The sequence below is a fragment of the Streptomyces sp. NPDC021356 genome, from assembly GCF_040641015.1.
Lineage (GTDB): Bacteria > Actinomycetota > Actinomycetes > Streptomycetales > Streptomycetaceae > Streptomyces.
Window position 1 is genome coordinate 25,536 of record NZ_JBFACU010000038.1, and the last position, 18,535, is coordinate 44,070.

The window sequence follows — 18,535 nt, forward strand, 5'->3', positions numbered from 1 at the left end:
GTCAGGCCGAGGCCTGGGAGGAGGTGGCCTCCGGGCCTGCCGTACGCCGCCTGCGGACGATCCAGAAGACACCGCTGCCGACGACGACGGTCACGCCGACGCCGATCACGCCCGCGAGCCCGCCGGACAGCCGGGCGTCGGAGACGTCCTTGACGCCGTAGTCGGCGAGCGGGGAGTTCGCGGAGGAGTGCGCCTCCTCCTTCTTGTCGATGCCCTTGTCGTGGGCGACCTTCTCCAGGCCGTCGGGGCTCGCGGAGGCGTAGAAGCTGACGAACCCGGCGAGGACCAGGGAGGTGACCAGGCCGGTGATCCACAGCTTGCGGTGGGACCTTGCGGCGGCCGCCGGGACCGGGGCCGGCGCGGTGGCAGGGGCGTCGACCAGTTCGCCGTTCACGCGTAGTTTCAGGCGCTGTTCCAGGCCGCGCGCCCCGTACACCAGGTCCGGGCGTACGGCGATGACGGCGCCGACGGTGAGCGCGGTGATCGCGGCCTCGCCGATGCCGATGAGGACGTGCACGCCGATCATCGCGGTGGCGACCTTGCCGATCGCCACGTCCGTGGTCCCGCCGGCCGCGTAGATCAGGGTGAAGGCGACGGCGGCGGCCGGGACGGAGACGAGCGCGGCCACGAAGGAGGCGACCGTGACGGAGCGGCGGCGGCGTGGCAGCACCTTCACCAGGCCGCGGAAGACGGCGTACGCCACGACCGTGGTGACGATCGCCATGTCGGTGATGTTGACGCCGAGGGCGGTCAGCCCGCCGTCGGCGAAGAGGATGCCCTGCATGAGCAGGACGACGGAGACGCACAGGACCCCGGTGCAGGGGCCCACGAGTATCGCCGCGAGGGCTCCGCCGAGGAGATGGCCGCTGGTACCGGCCGCGACGGGGAAGTTGAGCATCTGCACCGCGAAGATGAACGCGGCGACCAGCCCCGCCAGCGGCGCGGTCCGCTCGTCGAGTTCGCGGCGCGCGCCCCGCAGGCTCACCGCCACGGCACCGGCGGCGATCACTCCGGTCACGGCGGAGGTGGGGGCGTTGATGAATCCGTCAGGCACATGCACCGTTCGATGATAGTGGCGTGTTGCGAACTCTTTGCAAGAGAGAGGCGAGCGGCATCTGCCCTGGATGTGCTCCTGTGCGGAGCGATACCGAACCAACAGGCATGGATCGGAAAATATGGGACATTTGTAACTAAGTCGATAAATGTCTTGCGTAGGCGTCGCTGAGTGTGAGGGGCCGTCCGATGGCTGTAGTCGAACAGTACGCGCGAGCCCGTATCGTCACCGAGGACGACCAGCGGGACGAACACTGCTCCGTCCCGGTCCTGCTGCGCCACGACCCCGAGGACGACCCGCGCTCGGTCCGGATCGCACTGCCCGACTCCCGGGAGTGGACGTTCCCCCGGTCGCTGCTCGAACAGGGGCTGTGGGCCCCGGCCGGCACCGGTGAGGTGCGGGTGTGGCCGTGCGGCCGGGTGCAGACCGTGGTGGAGTTCCACTCGGCGCGGGGCGTCGCGGTGGTGCAGTTCGAGACCAAGTCGCTGCTCAGATTCCTGCGGCGGACGTACACCGCCGTGCCGGCCACGGAGATGGTTCACCGGTAGGGCCGGGCAGGGCCCCGTCGTACTCCCTCGCGCCGGGGTCAGGCGCCCTTCTTCAGCAGTGCCGCCACGATGGGGCCCGCCGTGTCGCCGCCGTGGCCGCCCGCCTGCACGACGCCCGCCGCCGCGAGGTCGCCGCGGTAGGCGGTGAACCAGCCGTTCGGCTTCTTCTGCCCGTCGACCTCGGCTGAGCCCGTCTTCGCCCCGTAGTCCGGACCGAGCCCGGCCATGGCCTGGGCGGCCGTGCCCGAGGAGGCGGTGTACGCCATCAGCTCCCGCAGCTGGGACAGGGTGGAGGCGGACAGCGTGCGCGAGGCCGAGGCCAACTTGCGGTGGTCGGCGGAGGGGGAGACCAGGTAGGGCTGGTGGAAGGTGCCCGCCTTGACCGTCGCGGCCACCGACGCCATGTTCAGCGGGTTCATCCGGACCCCGCCCTGGCCGATGAGCGAGGCCGCCTTCTGGGCGGCCGACTGCACCGGCACCGCGCCGTCGAAGGACGGCACCCCGATCGCCCAGTCGTCCCGCGCCAGGCCGAACACGTCCTGGGCCTGCCGGGTCAGGTCGTCGTCCTTCAGCTTGCCCGCCTGGCTGATGAAGGCCGTGTTGCAGGAGCGCGCGAAGCTCGCCTTGAACGTGCCGCCCTTGATCTCGAAGTCGTCGTCGTTGTGGAACTTCCAGCCGCCGTAGGTGAACGTCTTCGGGCACGGGTGTTCCTTGTCCGCGGACGCCAGCCCCTTGTCGATCAGCAGCGAGGAGGTGATGACCTTCATCGTGGAGCCGGGCGCCAGGGACCCCTGGAGCGCGGTGTCGAAGCCGTGCCCGCTGTTCGCCGCCGCGAGGATCTCCCCCGTGGAGGGGCGCAGCACCACGACCGAGGCGCGGTCCCGTCCGGCCACCTCGTGTTCGGCGGCCGACTGGAGCGACGGGTTCAGCGTCGTGTGTACGGTGCCCGGGGTGCCCTTGCTCAGTTCGGCGAGGGTCTTGTCGGACAGTCCGGCCTTCTTCGACGCCTTGCCGCGCACCACGCGCAGTTCGATGCCGGCCCTGCCGCCCGCCGTCTTGCCGTACTTCGCGCGCAGCCCGTCCAGCACCGAGCCCAGCGACGGGTACGCCGCCGTGGTGATCGCGCCGCCGTCCCGGTCGAGGGCCCTGACCGGCGGTGTGCCGGACTCCCCGGTGACCAGGGTGTCGCCGTCCTTCAGGTCGGGGTGGACGAGCGCGGCGTGCCAGTCGACGACCGGGGCGCCGTCGGCCGCCCGGCGTACGACGGTCAGCGCGCTGTCGTAGGCCAGCGGTCTGCTCACGCCCTTGTACGCGATCGTCGCCTTCACGGAGAACGGGACCTTGCCGCCGCTCGGGGTGCCCTGCGCCAGGGTGAGGCCCGTCAGGTGCGCGTCCTTGGTGTAGCCGGCCAGCAGCGCGGTGGCCGCCGCGGAGTCGCTGGTCGAGGCCGCCGCCTGGGCCGTCCTGCCCTGCTGCCAGGCCGTCAGGAACCTCCCGGCCGTGGTCTGCGTCTCCAGGGCCGTCACCGGGCCGGTCCTGACCTTCTTCTGGGTGCCGGCGGACGCGGTCCTGCCCTCCGCCTCGGCGCCGCCGCCGGAGAGCGTGTAGGCACCGACCGCGACACCGCCGACGACCACGGCGATCACCCCGCCGACCACGGCCGGTCTCGTCCTCCGTCGCTCGGCCACGCGCCTTCTCTTGCCCACTGCCGTCCGTCCTCCGCGCTCCCGGGCCCCCGCTGCCGTCGTCCAGGTCCTCGTTCCCGCGGATGTCCCGCGGCCGCGCCGCACGGACCGACGACGCCCACCACCCTAGGGGCCTGGCCCCGGGGGATGGCCGTCACGAGCCGTCCGTAGCCAACCTGCGACAAACGCCCCCCCGACGCACGCCGGCGAACCCGACCGGCCCACCCCGACGAACCCGACCGGCCCAGACCCCGCCGTCCCGCTGGCGCACGGGGCCGCCGGCCCGTCGGCTCACCGCGGGCCGACCCCTCAGCCGGCCGCGCGCAGTACCGCCGCCACGATGGGGCCGGCCGCGTCGCCGCCGTGGCCGCCCTCCTGGGTCATGGCCGCCGCCGCCACGTCGCCCCGGTAGCCGGTGAACCAGCTGTTGGACTTCTCCTGCCCGTCGACCTCGGCCGAGCCGGTCTTCGCGCCGATGCTGCCGCTCAGCCCGGACATCGCGGCGGCCGCGGTCCCGGTCGTCGCGGTGCGGTGCATCATCTGCCGCAACTGGGCGGCCGTGCCGGCGGGCAGGCCCTTGGCCGTGGCCAGTTCGCGGTCGTCCAGGCCGGGGGAGACGAGGACGGGCTGCCGGAAGGCGCCCGTCATCGCGGTCGCCGTCACCGAGGCCATGTTCAGCGGGCTCATCTGCACCTTGCCCTGCCCGATCATGTTGGCGGCGGTGTCCGGGCCCCCGGACGCCGGGACCGAGCCGTCGAAGGAGGGGATGCCGGTCTTCCAGTTGTCCCGGCCCAGCCCGAAGCGGTCCTGGGCCTCGTGGGTGAGCGAGTCCACCTTGACCTCGTCCGCGTACTTCACGAACGCCGTGTTGCACGAGCGCGCGAAACTCTCGGAGAGGGTGGCCTGTTCGTTCGGCCGCATGCCCTCCAGGTTGTGGAACGTCTGGCTCTGCCAGACCGCCTTGTCGGGGCAGGGGGCGGGCCCGGTGGCCTTGGTGATGCCGTTGTCGATGAGGGTCGCCGCGCTGATGATCTTCATCGTGGACCCCGGCGCGAGCCGGCCGAGGAACGCCGCGTTGAAGGCGTCCTCGCGGTGGTTGGCGACCGCCAGCACCTCGCCGGTGGACGCCTCGACGGCCACCACGGACGACTCGGAGAACTTTTCCACCGCCTTCTCGGCCGCCGCCTGCGCGCTCGCGCTGAGCGTCGTACGCAGCTTGCCGGGGCGCCCCTTGGTGAGGGTGGCGAGCGGGGTCTCGGCGGCCTCGGTGTCCGCGTGATGGATGCTCAGCTCGACGGAGGGGGTGCCGCCCGCCTTGTCGCCGTACTTGTCCCGCAGTTCGTCCAGGATCGGCCCGAGCGAGGGGTACTTGTCCTTGGTGAGGACGGTGCCGTGCCGGTCGACGGCCTCGATCGGCGGGGCGGCCGAGTCGCCGGTGACGAGCGTGTCGCCCTTCTTCAGGCCGGGGTGCACGAGGGCCGGCTGCCAGTCGACCAGCGGCTCGTGGCTGGTCTGCCCGCGTACCACGGTCAGCCTGCTGCTGTAGGCGAGCGGCGCGGACTTGCCGCCGTAGGACACGGTGGCCTTGACCGAGAACGGCACGGTGGTGCCGGAGACGGTGCCCGGCGCGATCTTCACCCCGGTGATGTGCGCCTCGTGCCCGTAGGAGGACAGCAGTTCCGTGGCCGCCTGCGGGAAGTCGGTGTAGGTCGCGGCCTTCGCCGCGTCCCCCTTCTCCCAGGCCGCGAAGAACTTCGACGTGGTGTCCTTCACCTCGTTGCGGCTCGGCGGCCCGGTCCTCGCGGGCGCGGCCGTGCCGGACGTCGCGTCGCCCTCCAGCGCCGAGATGATGTTGTACCCGCCGTACGCGGCTCCTCCGACCAGCACGACGACCACACCCCCGATGACGGCGGCCTTGGTGCCCTTGCGCATGAGCGCGCTCCTCCCCGGTCCCTCCCTGGTGCCTTCGCCCGCGCGGGTTGTTGAACGCGTTCAAAGACGGTGCGTCCCTGGCACTGTATGCGGATCGGGAGGCCCGCGTGGCGGCCGTTGCCGGATGGTGTCCGAAGAGAGATCAGCCGATCCGCGTCAGACCCACGTATCCAGCCACATACGGGCCCGCCAGTCGCCGATCGGGATCGCGGTGCCGGTGTACAGGGGCCAGAAGTAGATGAAGTTCCAGACGATCAGCAGGACCAGGACGCCCGCCCCGGTGGCGCCGGCCACCCGGCGGGTGTCCGTGGAGCCGGGCGGTCCGAGCAGGGCGCCGGCCAGCATCGTGACGGCCAGGCAGAGGAACGGCACGAAGACGACGGCGTAGAAGAAGAAGATCGTGCGCTCCTGGTACAGGAACCAGGGCAGGTAGCCGGCCGCGACGCCGCAGGCGATCGCGCCCGCGCGCCAGTCGCGGCGGAAGAACCAGCGCCACAGCACGTACACGAGCGCGGCGCAGGCCGCCCACCACAGCATCGGCGTGCCCAGGGCGAGGACCTCCCGGGCGCACTTGTCGCCTGCGTCGGCCGGGCAGCCCGCCGTGCCGGGCGAGGGGGACTCGTAGAAGTACGAGACCGGACGGCCGTCGACGATCCAGCTCCACGGGTTGGACTGGTAGGTGTGCGGCGAGGACAGGCCGACGTGGAACTTGTAGACCTCGGACTCGTAGTGCCACAGGCTGCGCCACCAGTCCGGGAAGAGCCACGACCAGGAGCTGCCGCGGCCGTCCGTCGCCGCCCAGTTGCGGAAGTAGCCGCCGGTGCCGTCGGTGGGGGAGAAGATCCAGCCGGCCCACGACCAGACGTAGGTGACGACGGCCACCGGGACCGTGGCCAGGAAGGCCCAGCCCAGGTCGTGGCGGACCACCGCCTGGTACGGGTGCCGGGCGCCGGCGGTCCGGCGGGCGCCGACGTCCCACAGCACGGTCATCACGCAGAACGCGACCAGGATGTACAGGCCGTTCCACTTGGTGCCGATCGCCAGGCCCATCATCAGGCCGGCCGCCCAGCGCCAGGGGCGCAGGCCCAGGCGCAGGGTGTCCGCCGTGTGCGCGTCGGCCCGGACCCGGCCGTCCGCGCCCGCGGGCAGGGCGGCGGCGAGCCTCTCGCGGGCCCGGTCGCGGTCGACCAGCAGGCAGCCGAAGGCCGCCAGTACGAAGAACATCAGCACCCCGTCGAGCAGCGAGGTGCGGCTCATCACGAAGTGCAGGCCGTCCACCGCCATCAGCGTGCCCGCCAGGCAGCCGAGGAAGGTGGAGCGCAGCAGCCTGCGGCCGATCCGGCACAGCAGCAGCACCGAGAGCGTGCCCAGCAGCGCGGTCATGAAGCGCCAGCCGAACGGGTCGAACCCGAAGATCAGCTCGCCCAGGCCGATCACGTACTTGCCGACCGGCGGGTGCACGACGTACGACGCGTCGGCCGGGATGGTGACGTGGCCGCCGGTGCTGAGGATCAGGTCGTTGGCGTTCTTGTCCCAGTTGACCTCGAACCCGCGGTGGACGAGCGCCCACGCGTCCTTGGCGTAGTACGTCTCGTCGAATATCACCGCCTTCGGGCTGCCCAGGTTCCAGAACCGCAGCACCCCCGCGAACAGCGTGACCAGCAGCGGGCCGCCCCAGTCCGACCAGCGCGCCAGGCGCGCGCCGAAGGCCTGCGGGACGCCCAGGGCCGCCCACAGCCGCGGGCCCGGCCGCGTGAAGGGCGGCACCAGGCGCTCGCGCACGTCGGCTGCGGGCCCCGCCGGATCCCCCGTGTGGCCGAAGCGGCGCAGCCGCCGCTGCCACGCCGGGCGTCCGTCGTGCGGGGCCAGGTCCTGCCGGGTGTCCGTGGAGGACGCGGTACTGGTCACCGCGCCATCGTAGGGAACGGCGCTGTGCGAGTCCCGTGCATGGGCGACTGCGGGTGGGGACGCGTCCGCCGCCGCGCGTGCTTGAGAGGATGGGGGACGTGACAGGAACCCTTGTTCTGGCAGGTACTCCCATCGGCGACGTCCAGGACGCGCCGCCCCGGCTCGCCGCGGAGCTGGCGGACGCGGACGTGATCGCCGCCGAGGACACCCGGCGGCTGCGCCGCCTCACGCAGGCGCTCGGCGTCACCCCGCGTGGGCGCGTCGTGTCGTACTTCGAGGGCAACGAGTCCGCCCGCACCCCGGAGCTGGTGGAGGAGCTGGTGGGCGGGGCCCGGGTGCTGCTGGTCACGGACGCGGGGATGCCGTCCGTCTCCGACCCGGGCTACCGGCTGGTCGCGGCGGCCGTCGAGAAGGACGTGCGGGTCACCGCCGTCCCCGGGCCGTCCGCCGTCCTCACCGCGCTGGCGCTGTCCGGGCTGCCGGTCGACCGGTTCTGCTTCGAGGGCTTCCTGCCCCGCAAGACCGGCGAGCGGCTGTCGCGGCTGCGGGAGGTCGAGGGCGAGCGGCGCACCCTCGTCTTCTTCGAGTCCACGCACCGCGTCGTGGAGACGCTCGCCGCGATGGCGTCGGTGTTCGGCGCCGACCGGCGGGCGGCCGTGTGCCGTGAGCTGACCAAGACGTACGAGGAGGTCAGGCGCGGCGGGCTCGGCGAGCTGGCCGCGTGGGCCGACGCGAGCGGCGGGGTGCGCGGCGAGATCACGGTCGTGGTCGAGGGCGCGCCGGAGAAGGGGCCCGAGGAGATCGGCGCCGAGGAGCTGGTGCGGCGGGTGCGCGTCCGGGAGGAGGCGGGCGAGCGGCGCAAGGAGGCCATCGCGGCGGTCGCCGCCGAGGCCGGGCTGCCCAAGCGCGAGGTGTTCGACGCGGTGGTGGCGGCCAAGCACTCGGGGTGACGCGGCGACGCCGGACATCCACGGGGACACGGTGACGCCGGGTGTCCCGGGTGGCCCGGGGCGATGCGGGGCTTGTCGGGTACTGCCGGGCGATGCGGGGCATCCCGGGTGGTGCGGCGGCGCCGGGCACCCCCGGCTGGCGCGGCGTGCCGAGCGCTGCGGGCGGTGCGGGGCGCAGTTGGTGTTCCGGGTGGTGCGGCGTGCCGGGCGCTGCGGGTGACGTGGCGGACGCCCCTTGACGCGGAGCGTCCCCGTGAGCGCCGCGAGACCTCGCTCACACCCCCTCTGAGCAGGGCGTATCTCCCATGAGCGCGCGCCCCATGAGGGAGTAAAGCGACGTTTCGGGACAGCAAAGCGAGACCTGCCGTTCAGGGGACCCTTGGGCAAGCGTCGCCCAAATCGGGTCCAACACTCGACAGGGCCGGTGCGTTCACGCTGGTGGAGGCGTCAACTGGGGGAAGGGACGTACCCGTCCCTTCGTCCAGCGGACACGAGGAGCTGGCATGAGCGAGATAGCAGGGCAGGCCGCCCACCGCGGTTCGGCCACCGCCGTCGTCAACGAGTCGTACTCCTTCGCCTGCATGCGGTGCGGGCACGGATGGGAGCAGTCCTACGAGATAGAGCACCACAGGGACGCCGACGGCAACGAGTTCGTGCGGTACGTGGCGGACGGCCGCATCGTGCCGTCGCCGCTGACGAGGCCGAGCTGCAAGAACTGCGACGGTCACGTCGTCCGCATCATGCGGGCCGGCCGGGTCTCGTCCGCGCAGAGCCACCTGCACGAGCATGAGCACGCGCACCACCGGCACCAGGCACCCGCGGGACCCGTGACGGCCCCGCTGCCCGAGTCCGCGCCCGGGGAGGAGGCGGCGGACCGCAAGCCGGAGGAGCACCACTGGCACCTGTCCGACCTGTTGCACCCGTTCCACCGCAAGGAGGACTGACGGCGCCCGGGGGCGGGTGACCGGCGGAACCGCGACGGCCTGCCCCTTTCGTAGGATCGGGGCATGCCCTCGAACGCCGACAAGGCCGACAAGAACGCGGCGCCCCCGCTCCCGGAGCCGCTGCGGATACCGGTCGCCGACTCCCACACCCACCTCGACATGCAGTCCGGCACGGTCGAGGAGGGCCTGGCCAAGGCCGCCTCGGTGGGCGTGACCACGGTCGTCCAGGTCGGCTGCGACGTACGCGGCTCGCACTGGGCCGCGGAGACGGCCGCGGCGTACGCCAACGTCCACGCGGCGGTCGCCCTGCACCCCAACGAGGCACCCCGCATCGTCCACGGCGACCCCGACGGCTGGTCGCGGCAGGGCGCCCGGCAGCCGGGCGGGGACGCGGCCCTCGACGAGGCGCTCGCCGAGATCGACCGCCTGGCCGCGCTGGAGCACGTCAAGGGCGTGGGCGAGACCGGCCTCGACCACTTCCGCACCGGGCCGGAGGGCAAGGAGGCGCAGGAGCGGTCCTTCCGCGCCCACATCGAGATCGCCAAACGGCACGGCAAGGCGCTCGTCATCCACGACCGCGACGCCCATGCCGACGTGCTGCGGGTCCTCAAGGAGGAGGGCGCGCCCGAGCGGACGGTGTTCCACTGCTACTCGGGCGACGCGGAGATGGCCGAGGTGTGCGCCCGCGCGGGCTACTTCATGTCCTTCGCCGGCAACGTCACCTTCAAGAACGCCCAGAACCTGCGGGATGCCCTCGCCGTCGCCCCGCTGGAACTGGTCCTGGTGGAGACCGACGCGCCCTTCCTCACCCCGGCGCCCTACCGCGGACGGCCCAACGCGCCGTATCTCGTGCCGGTGACGGTGCGCGCGATGGCCGCCGTGCGAGGTGTCGACGAGGACACGCTGGCCACGGCGCTCGCCGCCAACACCGCACGCGCCTTCGGCTACTGACCCGCTCCGGCGCACACTGAGCGTAGCCGCGCCGCTTTGGAGAGTGACGGCGGCTCCGCTAGGTTCTGGGGGCCCCGATCTCGGCCCCAGGAGTGTGTCGGTTGAGCAGCTCGCCGTACGAGACATGCGAGGCGTACGAAGCCTGTGAGGCGTACGAACGGTACGAACCGTATGCGCCGCACGAGCCGTACGCGTCGGCGTACGAGCCACGCGAACCGGCGTACGAGGCGATGCACGGACCGGCGTACGAGGCGATGCACGAACCGGCGTACGCAGCGACGCGCGAAGCGGTGCGCGGACCGGCGCATGGACCGGCGTCCGAGCCGTATGGGCCGTACGGGGAGCATGAGCCGTACCGGGTGTCCACGACGGCCTACGACCCCGGCGGGCCGCCGCCGCGGCCGACCCCGCTGCCGACCCCGCCGCCGTACCAGGACACCTACCGGCCCGCCTACGAGGCGGCGGCCCAGTCGCCGGCGGGCCGGCGTTCCGCCGTTTTGCCGGTGGTGCCGCGGCAGGCGGCCGAGCGGGGCGGGCGACGGCGTGCGCGGCGGCGCGGCCCGCGCCCCGCGCACCTGCCCGAGACGGGCCTGCGGCGGCTGCTGCCGCAGGCGCTGGTGGTCGCCTTCCTGGCGGGCGGCACCACCGCGTTCGTCGCCAACGACAAGGCGGTCGACCTCAGCGTCGACGGCAGGCCGCGCAGCCTGCACACCTTCGCCGACGACGTGTCGGAACTGCTCGCCGAGGAGGGCGTACGGGTCGGCGAGCACGACGCGGTGGTCCCGGCTCCCGGCACGGCGCTCACCAGCGGGGGAGAGGTCGTGGTGCGCTACGGGCGCCCCGTGCGGCTCACGCTCGACGGACACCGGCGCGAGGTGTGGACGACGGCGCGCACGGTGGCGGACGCGCTCAGGGAGTGGGGGGTGCGCGCGGAGGGCGCGTACCTCTCCGCCGCGCGCTCCCGGCTCATCGGACGCGCCGGCCTCACGCTCGACGTCCGCACCGAGCGTGCCGTCACGGTCATGGCGGACGGCCGGCCGCGCACCGTCCGCACCAACGCGGCGACCGTGCGGGAGGCCGTCGAGGAGGCCGGGGTCACCCTGCACGGCCAGGACACCACCTCCGTCCCGCCGGACAGCTTCCCGCGCGACGGGCAGACGGTCACCGTGCTGCGGATCACCGGCGGCCGGGAGGTGCGCGAGGAGCCGATCCCGTTCCGCGTCCGGCGCACCGCCGACCCCACCCTGTTCCGCGGCACCGAGGTCGTGGAACGGACGGGGCGGCCCGGCGTGCGCCGGGTCACGTACGCGCTGCGCTCGGTCAACGGCGTGCGGCAGCGGCCGCGGCGCGTGGAGTCGGAGGTGGTGCGCGCGCCCAGGACGCAGATCGTGAAGGTCGGCACCCTGCCGCACCCCCCGTCGGTGCGCGGCGCCGACCACCTGAACTGGCAGGGGCTGGCGCAGTGCGAGTCCGGGGGCCGCCCCGACGCGCAGGACCCCTCCGGCACCTACGGCGGCCTGTACCAGTTCGACCAGGGCACCTGGCACGGCCTCGGCGGCGCCGGCCGCCCCCAGGATGCCCCGGCCGAGGAGCAGACGTACCGCGCCAAGAAGCTCTACGTGCGCCGGGGCGCCGCCCCCTGGCCGCACTGCGGCGACCGACTGCGTTCGTAGGCCCCGGTGGGTGCCCCGGTGCGGCCCGGGTGAGAACCCGGTAATGCCCCGCTGAGGCGCCGGTCAGGCCCCCGGTGAGGCCGCTGCCACCGGGTGCCTCTCCGGGAGGGCGCGGCCGGTGCGGGTGCCGGAGCGGGCGGGGCAGGACCCGGCGCCCCGTACCCTTGTGCCGTGAGCAGCCCCATCCCCGACGCCCTGCTGGGCCCCGCCGACGTCCGCGAGCTGGCGGCGGCCCTCGGCGTCCGCCCCACCAAACAGCGCGGCCAGAACTTCGTGATCGACGCGAACACGGTCCGCCGCATCGTCCGCACCGCCGACGTCACCCCCGAGGACGTGGTCGTCGAGGTGGGGCCGGGGCTCGGCTCCCTCACGCTCGCCCTGCTGGAGGCCGCCGACCGGGTCACCGCGGTGGAGATCGACGACGTGCTGGCCGCCGCGCTGCCCGCCACGATCGCCGCGCGCATGCCCGAGCGCGCCGACCGGTTCGCGCTCGTCCACCGCGACGCGATGCACGTCGCCGAACTGCCGGGCCCCGCCCCGACCGCGCTGGTGGCGAACCTGCCGTACAACGTCGCCGTCCCCGTGCTGCTGCACATGCTCGACACCTTCCCGAGCATCGAACGCACCCTCGTCATGGTGCAGGCGGAGGTCGCCGACCGGCTCGCCGCCGCCCCCGGTTCCAAGGTGTACGGCGTGCCGTCCGTCAAGGCGAACTGGTACGCCGAGGTCAAGCGCGCCGGAGCCATCGGCCGCAACGTCTTCTGGCCCGCCCCGAACGTCGACAGCGGACTGGTGTCCCTGGTCCGCCGCAGCGAGCCCCTGAAGACCACCGCCACCAGGCGCGAGGTGTTCGCGGTCGTCGACGCGGCCTTCGCCCAGCGCCGCAAGACCCTGCGGGCCGCGCTCTCCGGCTGGGCCGGGTCGGCGGCGGCGGCGGAGGCGGCGCTGGTCGCCGCCGGGGTGTCGCCGCAGGCACGCGGCGAGTCGCTGACCGTGGAGGAGTTCGCGCGGATCGCAGAGCACCGCGCCGTCGGACCCGAGGAGCCCGAAGCCCAGTGAGCGTCACCGTCCGCGTCCCCGCCAAGGTCAACGTCCAGCTCGCGGTGGGCGCCGCCCGCCCCGACGGCTTCCACGGCCTGGCGAACGTCTTCCTGGCCGTCGGCCTGTACGACGAGATCACCGTCACCGAGGCCGACGAACTGCGCGTGACCTGCGCGGGCCCGGACGCCGGCCAGGTCCCCCTGGACCGCACGAACCTCGCAGCCCGCGCCGCTGAGGTCCTCGCCGAGCGCCACGGCCGCGCTCCCGCCGTCCACATCCACATCGCCAAGGACATCCCCGTCGCCGGTGGCATGGCGGGCGGCAGCGCGGACGGCGCGGGCGCGCTGGTGGCCTGCGACGCGCTGTGGGGGACCGGCGCCTCCCGCGACGAACTCCTCGACATCTGCGCCGGGTTGGGCAGCGACGTACCGTTCAGCCTGGTGGGTGGGGCGGCGCTGGGCACCGGGCGCGGGGAGCGGCTGACGCCGCTGGAGGTGGGCGGCACCTTCCACTGGGTGTTCGCGGTCGCCGACGGCGGGCTGTCCACGCCCGCGGTCTACGGCGAGTTCGACCGCCTGAACGAAGGGTTGCGGGTCCCGGAGCCGGTCGCCTCGGACGACCTCCTGGCCGCTCTGGCGAAGGGCGACGCCCGCGCGCTGGCCGCCACGCTCACCAACGATCTCCAGCCCGCGGCGCTCTCCCTGCGGCCGTCCCTGGCGGACACCCTCGCGGCGGGCCGTACGGCGGGCGCGCTGGCGGGGCTGGTGTCGGGGTCGGGGCCTACGACGGCGTTCCTGGTTCCTGACGAGGAGACGGGGGCGGCGGTGGCGGAGGCGCTACTCGCCTCCGGGACGTGCCGGACCGCCCGGGTCGCCGGGTCACCGGCGATGGGAGCGATGGTCGTCTGAGTAACCCGCCATCAGAGAAGGTCGATCTCCGTCAGGTCGATGTCGATGTCGAAGGGGACGGTGAGCTTCAGCCGCTCATGGTGGATTCCGGTGACTGAGTATGTCTTGGTAACCGGGTCGCGCTCGTATACGTAGACGACGGGGCGCTCCTCCGCGCCTGCCATTTCCACCAGCCAGAAGTGGTCGATGCCTGCGGCGGCATACTTGCGCGGCTTCGTATCGCGGTCGCGTGCTTCGGAATCAGGTGAGACCACCTCAACGGCGAGGACTACGTCGGAGGCCCGGAACGACGTCTGGGTGCGGCTGGTGACGGCTTCCGCGCGGATGATGGAGACATCCGGCTCGGGCCCGTTCTTCCGGTCGATGACGACGGTCATCTCCCGGGTGACCTTCAGCTTCGGCGGCGCTGTCCGGCGCAACCCGCTCACCAACAGGTCGATGACGAGGCTGTGGAAGTAGCGCTGCGGACTCACGAAGACCAAGCTCCCGTCGATCATCTGGGTGTGTGGCGGGAGGTCGGGCAGCGTGTGCAGGTCATCCACGGTCCAGCCGTCAAGGGGCGGCCTCGGCCAACGAGACCTCGGCTCGGCCTCCGACTCGTGCGCGGAGGCCTCGTGGATCGGCTCGGCAGTCATGGTTCCTCCCATGGGTGGGATCCTGCGACCTGCGTTTCCACCGTAGCGGCCGAATCCCGATCACGTCATCGCAAAGAGTGATGGCATGCCCACACCGAGGCCCCTTCCCGAAGGCCCTACGCTTGAAAGTCGATCCATCCCCCCGGGCAGGAGTGAAATGGCCGTCAACCTGGTCAATGTCGAGAACGTCAGCAAGGTGTACGGCACGCGTGCCCTGCTCGACGGTGTGTCGCTCGGCGTGTCCGAGGGGGACCGGATCGGGGTCGTCGGGCGCAACGGCGACGGCAAGACGACGCTGATCCGGATGCTGGCCAGGGCCGAGGAGGCCGACACCGGGCGGGTCACGCACGCGGGCGGGCTGCGGCTCGGCGTGCTCACGCAGCACGACTCGCTCGACCCGGAGGCGACCGTCCGGCACGAGGTCATCGGCGACCTCGCCGACCACGAGTGGGCGGGCAACGCCAAGATCCGCGACGTGCTGACCGGGCTGTTCGGCGGTCTCGACCTGCCGGGCTTCCCCAAGGGCCTGGACACCGTGATCGGCCCGCTGTCCGGCGGCGAGCGGCGCCGCATCGCGCTGGCCAAGCTGCTCATCGAGGAGCAGGACCTGCTCGTCCTGGACGAGCCCACCAACCACCTCGACGTCGAGGGCATCGCCTGGCTCGCCGGACACCTGCGCGCGCGCCGCTCCGCGCTCGTCTGCGTCACCCACGACCGCTGGTTCCTCGACCAGGTCTGCACCCGCATGTGGGACGTGCAGCGCGGCACCGTCTACGAGTACGAGGGCGGCTACTCCGACTACGTCTTCGCCCGCGCCGAACGCGAGCGCATCGCCGCCACCGAGGAGACCAAGCGGCAGAACCTGGTCCGCAAGGAGCTGGCCTGGCTGCGCCGCGGCGCCCCCGCCCGCACCTCCAAGCCGCGCTTCCGCGTGGAAGCCGCCAACGAGCTGATCGCGGACGTGCCGCCGCCGCGTGACCGCAGCGAGCTGATGAAGTTCGCGTCCTCCCGGCTCGGCAAGACCGTCTTCGACCTGGAGGACGTGACCGTCCAGGCCGGGCCGAAGGTGCTGCTCAAGCACGTCACCTGGCAGCTCGGCCCCGGCGACCGCATCGGCCTGGTCGGCGTCAACGGCGCGGGCAAGACCTCCCTGCTGCGGGCCATGGAGCGGGCGGCGCGCACCGAGGGCGAGACGCAGCCCGCGGGCGGCCGGATCGCCGTCGGCAGGACCGTCAAGCTGGCCTACCTGTCCCAGGAGGTCGCCGAACTCGACCCCGCCTTGCGCGTCCTGGAGGCCGTGCAGCAGGTGCGCGAGCGCGTCGACCTCGGCAAGGGCCGGGAGATGACCGCCGGGCAGCTGTGCGAGACGTTCGGCTTCGGCAAGGAGAAGCAGTGGACGCCGGTCGGTGACCTGTCCGGCGGCGAGCGCCGGCGGCTGCAGCTGCTGCGCCTGCTCATGGACGAGCCCAACGTCCTCTTCCTCGACGAGCCCACCAACGACCTCGACATCGAGACCCTCACGCAGCTGGAGGACCTGCTCGACGGCTGGCCCGGCTCGATGATCGTCATCTCCCACGACCGGTTCTTCGTCGAGCGCACCACCGACACGGTGCAGGCGCTCCTGGGCGACGGCGCCCTGCGGATGCTGCCGCGCGGCATCGACGAATACCTGGAGCGGCGCCACCGCATGGAGCAGCAGGCCGCGCTCGCCCCGGCCGCCGCGCCGGCGCCCGCCGCCGGCCAGAGCGCCGCGCCCGAGAAGAGCGCCGCCGAACTGCGCGCCGCCAAGAAGGAACTCCAGAAGATCGAACGGCAGTTGGACAAGGTCTCCGAGAAGGAGAGCACCCTGCACGCCCGGATCGCGGAGAACGCCACCGATTTCGCGAAGGTGGCCGAACTCGACGCCGAACTGCGCGACCTGGCGGCCGAGCGCGAGGAACTGGAACTGCGCTGGCTCGAACTCGCCGAGGACGCGTAGCGAGCGCACGGCGTGCACGACGGGGCGCGTGCGCCGCGTGAAGGACGCGTGAAGGCCCGGACAGGCGCGTAACGAGGCCATCACAGGCCGGTTCTCCCTTGGGAACGGGGGCGGGCACGGCACGGTGGGGTGTCGGCGGCCAGTGATAGAAAGGGCCGTTGGGACCCTGCCCGGAACCATCCGTGTACGACTCCGCGTCCACTACGGATCTCAGGGCGTGGCTAAAAATCAGTGAACGAGGGGGGACGCGCTGATGACTCAGCCGCCCAGTCAGCCGCCGCAGGGCGGCTTCGGAGCACCGCCGCCACAGGACGGGGCTTCGCAGCCGCAACCACCGCAGGGCGGCGGAGCCGGCGCCGCGAAGGACCCGCGGCAGGCCACGCCCCCGCCCCCGGCCCAGCCGCCCCAGGGCGCACCGCGGCCCCCGCAGACCGCGCCCCCGGCCGGCCCGCCGCAGCCCCAGCCCGGCTACGGCTACCCGCAACAGCCCCAGCCGGGCTACGGCCACCCCCAGCAGCCGGGCCCTTACGGCGGACCGGGACCGAACGCCCAGCCCGGCCCCTACGCGCAGCCGGGACCGTATGCCCAGCCGGGTCCCTACGGAGCACCCGCCGCCCAGGGCCCCTACGGAGCACCCGGCGCCCCGGGCACCCCCGGCACCCCCGCCCCCGGCCCGTACGGTCCGCCGCAGCAGCCGGGCCCGTACGGGCAGCAGCCCGGATACGGCTACCCGCAGCCGCAGTTCCCCGGTGCGCCCGGCACCCCGCCGCCCGGCGGCGGCTCCCGCAACCCCTTCAGGAACAGGCCCGCCCTCGTCATCGGGGCGGCGGTGGCCGCGCTGGCGGTGGTCGGCGGCACCGTGTGGGCCACCGCAGGCGGTGGCGACGGCGAGAAGAAGCCGGTCGCGCAGCAGAGCGGCGACGCCAAGGCGTCCGGGTCCACGGGCGCGGCCTCGAACGCGCCGGTCGACCCCGGTGACGGCAGCGGCGACGGTGCCAAGGACCCGGCGGACCTCAACCAGGGCCGCAAGGCCGGCGAGGCCCGGGTGCTCTGGTACAAGGAGGCCCCGGACGCGCCCGGCAGCGGCGCCGAGGCCCCCGGCATGTGGATCACCGGCAAGGCGGCGGTGAAGGCCGCCTACAAGCAGGTCTTCGCCTACGGCGTCGGGGACGGCAGGCCGGCCTGGGCGCCGATCACCTTCCCGCAGAAGATCTGCGCGGTGACCGAGCAGAAGACGGCCGACGACAAGGCCGTGGTGGCGTACATGAGCGGCACCAGCGACCGCGCCAAGTGCAACCAGCTCCAGCAGATCGACCTGGACACCGGCAAGAAGGGCTGGACCGCGACGGTCGCCGACGGCGCGCTGTTCGACAGCGCGCTCACCGTCGAACTGTCCGTCACCGGCAAGACGCTGATGGTGGGCCGCTCGCAGTCGGGTGTCGCGTACAACGTCGACACCGGCGCCAAGATGTACGAGAAGACGAAGTACGGCCAGGCCTGCTTCCCGACCGCGTTCGCGGGCGGCGCCCGGCTGGTCTCGGTCGCCTCCTGCGGGGCGGGCGGCGCGAGCGCCCACGACGAGGTCCAGGAACTCGACCCCGCCACCGGCAAGGCCAGGTGGACCCGGAAGATCCCCAAGGGCTGGTCGGTGCAGCGGACCTACTCCGTCGACCCGCTGGTCCTGTACTCGACCGACGAGGACAAGAAGCACTGGAACCTGTCGACCCTGAACAGCGACGGGTCCGTCCGTTCGCAGGCCGACGTCAAGGGCACCTTCGCCCCCGAGTGCGGCTGGGCCGTCCTCAACCGTGAACTCCAGGGCTGCCAGGGCGTGGCGGCCGACGCGGACACCCTCTACCTGCCCACGAAGGCCACGAGCGGGCCCAACGAGATCGTCGCCGTCAACCTCGCCACCGGCAAGGAGAAGTGGCGGGTCAAGTCGCCCTCGGACACCTCGATGATGCCGCTCAAGGTGGAGAACGGGCAGCTCATCGCCTACGTCGAGCCGTCGTACGACCAGGGCGGCCAGGTCGTGTCCGTGGCGGCGGGCGGCTCGAACCACACCCCGGTCAAGCTGCTGCAGAACCCGCAGGGCACCGCGGAGATCGAGAACGGCTTCTTCTCCCGGGACGTCGACTGGGTCGACGGCCGCTTCTACATCTCCACGACCCGGCTGAACGGCAACGACAAGACGAAGGAGAAACTGATGCTCGCCTTCGCCAAGTGAGCCGACCCTCCACCGCAACCCGGCCCGGCCACCGGCCGACCCGGCTGGGCCACCGGCGCCCCCGGGCCGCCCGTCGGCCGGGCCGCCCGCAGGCAGCCCCG

The 18,535-nt window shown here is 72.9% G+C and carries 14 protein-coding genes; 9 read left to right on the plus strand and 5 right to left on the minus strand.

Features of this window, described 5'->3' with window-relative positions; translation table 11 throughout:
* Position 1 precedes the first annotated feature (1 nt).
* A complete protein-coding gene (locus AB0G56_RS35095; protein WP_360977964.1) occupies positions 2–1,060 on the minus strand; it encodes an energy-coupling factor ABC transporter permease in 1,059 nt (352 codons plus the stop codon).
* Between the two features lie 182 nt (positions 1,061–1,242).
* On the opposite strand from AB0G56_RS35095, the gene AB0G56_RS35100 reads away from it, so the two are divergent.
* Positions 1,243–1,602, plus strand: a complete 360-nt coding sequence (locus tag AB0G56_RS35100) for an SsgA family sporulation/cell division regulator (protein WP_360977967.1) — start codon at positions 1,243–1,245, stop codon at positions 1,600–1,602.
* Positions 1,603–1,640: 38 nt separating this feature from the next.
* Here the strand turns inward: AB0G56_RS35100 and AB0G56_RS35105 are convergent, their stop codons facing one another.
* From AB0G56_RS35105 to AB0G56_RS35115, 3 genes are all read right to left on the minus strand, one after another.
* On the minus strand, positions 1,641–3,308 hold the full coding sequence (locus AB0G56_RS35105; protein WP_360977970.1) for a penicillin-binding transpeptidase domain-containing protein: 1,668 nt from the start codon (positions 3,306–3,308) through the stop codon (positions 1,641–1,643).
* 288 nt (positions 3,309–3,596) lie between these two features.
* On the minus strand, positions 3,597–5,219 hold the full coding sequence (locus AB0G56_RS35110) for a penicillin-binding transpeptidase domain-containing protein (protein ID WP_360977973.1): 1,623 nt from the start codon (positions 5,217–5,219) through the stop codon (positions 3,597–3,599).
* Positions 5,220–5,375: 156 nt separating this feature from the next.
* On the minus strand, positions 5,376–7,127 hold the full coding sequence (locus AB0G56_RS35115) for a phospholipid carrier-dependent glycosyltransferase (protein WP_360977977.1): 1,752 nt from the start codon (positions 7,125–7,127) through the stop codon (positions 5,376–5,378).
* Positions 7,128–7,225: 98 nt separating this feature from the next.
* On the opposite strand from AB0G56_RS35115, the gene rsmI reads away from it, so the two are divergent.
* The 6 genes from rsmI (at position 7,226) to AB0G56_RS35145 (ending at position 13,594) form a co-directional block, all read left to right on the plus strand.
* Positions 7,226–8,077 carry a 16S rRNA (cytidine(1402)-2'-O)-methyltransferase gene (gene rsmI / locus AB0G56_RS35120; RefSeq protein WP_360977980.1) on the plus strand — a complete coding sequence of 284 codons (852 nt, stop codon included), beginning with the start codon at positions 7,226–7,228 and terminating at the stop codon, positions 8,075–8,077.
* Positions 8,078–8,580: 503 nt separating this feature from the next.
* A complete protein-coding gene (locus tag AB0G56_RS35125) occupies positions 8,581–9,021 on the plus strand; it encodes a hypothetical protein (RefSeq protein ID WP_360977983.1) in 441 nt (146 codons plus the stop codon).
* Between the two features lie 63 nt (positions 9,022–9,084).
* Positions 9,085–9,972, plus strand: coding sequence for a TatD family hydrolase (locus tag AB0G56_RS35130; RefSeq protein ID WP_360977986.1), 888 nt, complete (start codon positions 9,085–9,087; stop codon positions 9,970–9,972).
* A 254-nt stretch (positions 9,973–10,226) separates the two neighbouring features.
* The gene (locus tag AB0G56_RS35135) at positions 10,227–11,645 is read left to right on the plus strand and encodes a ubiquitin-like domain-containing protein (protein ID WP_360978098.1); all 1,419 of its coding nucleotides are present in this window, start codon (positions 10,227–10,229) and stop codon (positions 11,643–11,645) included.
* A 171-nt stretch (positions 11,646–11,816) separates the two neighbouring features.
* The gene (gene rsmA, locus AB0G56_RS35140) at positions 11,817–12,704 is read left to right on the plus strand and encodes a 16S rRNA (adenine(1518)-N(6)/adenine(1519)-N(6))-dimethyltransferase RsmA (RefSeq protein WP_360977989.1); all 888 of its coding nucleotides are present in this window, start codon (positions 11,817–11,819) and stop codon (positions 12,702–12,704) included.
* Entirely contained in the window at positions 12,701–13,594 is an 894-nt protein-coding gene (locus AB0G56_RS35145) for a 4-(cytidine 5'-diphospho)-2-C-methyl-D-erythritol kinase (RefSeq protein WP_360977992.1), read from the plus strand. Before rsmA ends, AB0G56_RS35145 begins: the two co-directional genes overlap by 4 nt.
* Positions 13,595–13,605: 11 nt before the next feature.
* Here the strand turns inward: AB0G56_RS35145 and AB0G56_RS35150 are convergent, their stop codons facing one another.
* Positions 13,606–14,229, minus strand: coding sequence for a Uma2 family endonuclease (locus tag AB0G56_RS35150; protein WP_360977995.1), 624 nt, complete (start codon positions 14,227–14,229; stop codon positions 13,606–13,608).
* A 157-nt stretch (positions 14,230–14,386) separates the two neighbouring features.
* Here AB0G56_RS35150 and AB0G56_RS35155 point away from each other — a divergent pair, with 157 nt between their 5' ends.
* Positions 14,387–16,207, plus strand: coding sequence for an ABC-F family ATP-binding cassette domain-containing protein (locus tag AB0G56_RS35155; protein ID WP_360977998.1), 1,821 nt, complete (start codon positions 14,387–14,389; stop codon positions 16,205–16,207).
* Between the two features lie 253 nt (positions 16,208–16,460).
* Positions 16,461–18,434, plus strand: a complete 1,974-nt coding sequence (locus AB0G56_RS35160) for a PQQ-binding-like beta-propeller repeat protein (protein WP_360978001.1) — start codon at positions 16,461–16,463, stop codon at positions 18,432–18,434.
* Positions 18,435–18,535 lie beyond the last annotated feature (101 nt).

Bases quoted from the DNA above. Each gene is read 5' to 3' on its own strand.
- AB0G56_RS35100 (WP_360977967.1), top strand. From the start codon at position 1,243: ATGGCTGTAGTCGAACAGTACGCGCGAGCCCGTATCGTCACCGAGGAC.
- AB0G56_RS35110 (WP_360977973.1), bottom strand. From the start codon at position 5,219: ATGCGCAAGGGCACCAAGGCCGCCGTCATCGGGGGTGTGGTCGTCGTG.
- AB0G56_RS35125 (WP_360977983.1), top strand. From the start codon at position 8,581: ATGAGCGAGATAGCAGGGCAGGCCGCCCACCGCGGTTCGGCCACCGCC.
- AB0G56_RS35130 (WP_360977986.1), top strand. From the start codon at position 9,085: ATGCCCTCGAACGCCGACAAGGCCGACAAGAACGCGGCGCCCCCGCTC.
- AB0G56_RS35135 (WP_360978098.1), top strand. From the start codon at position 10,227: ATGCACGAACCGGCGTACGCAGCGACGCGCGAAGCGGTGCGCGGACCG.
- AB0G56_RS35150 (WP_360977995.1), bottom strand. From the start codon at position 14,229: ATGACTGCCGAGCCGATCCACGAGGCCTCCGCGCACGAGTCGGAGGCC.
- AB0G56_RS35155 (WP_360977998.1), top strand. From the start codon at position 14,387: ATGGCCGTCAACCTGGTCAATGTCGAGAACGTCAGCAAGGTGTACGGC.
- AB0G56_RS35160 (WP_360978001.1), top strand. From the start codon at position 16,461: ATGACTCAGCCGCCCAGTCAGCCGCCGCAGGGCGGCTTCGGAGCACCG.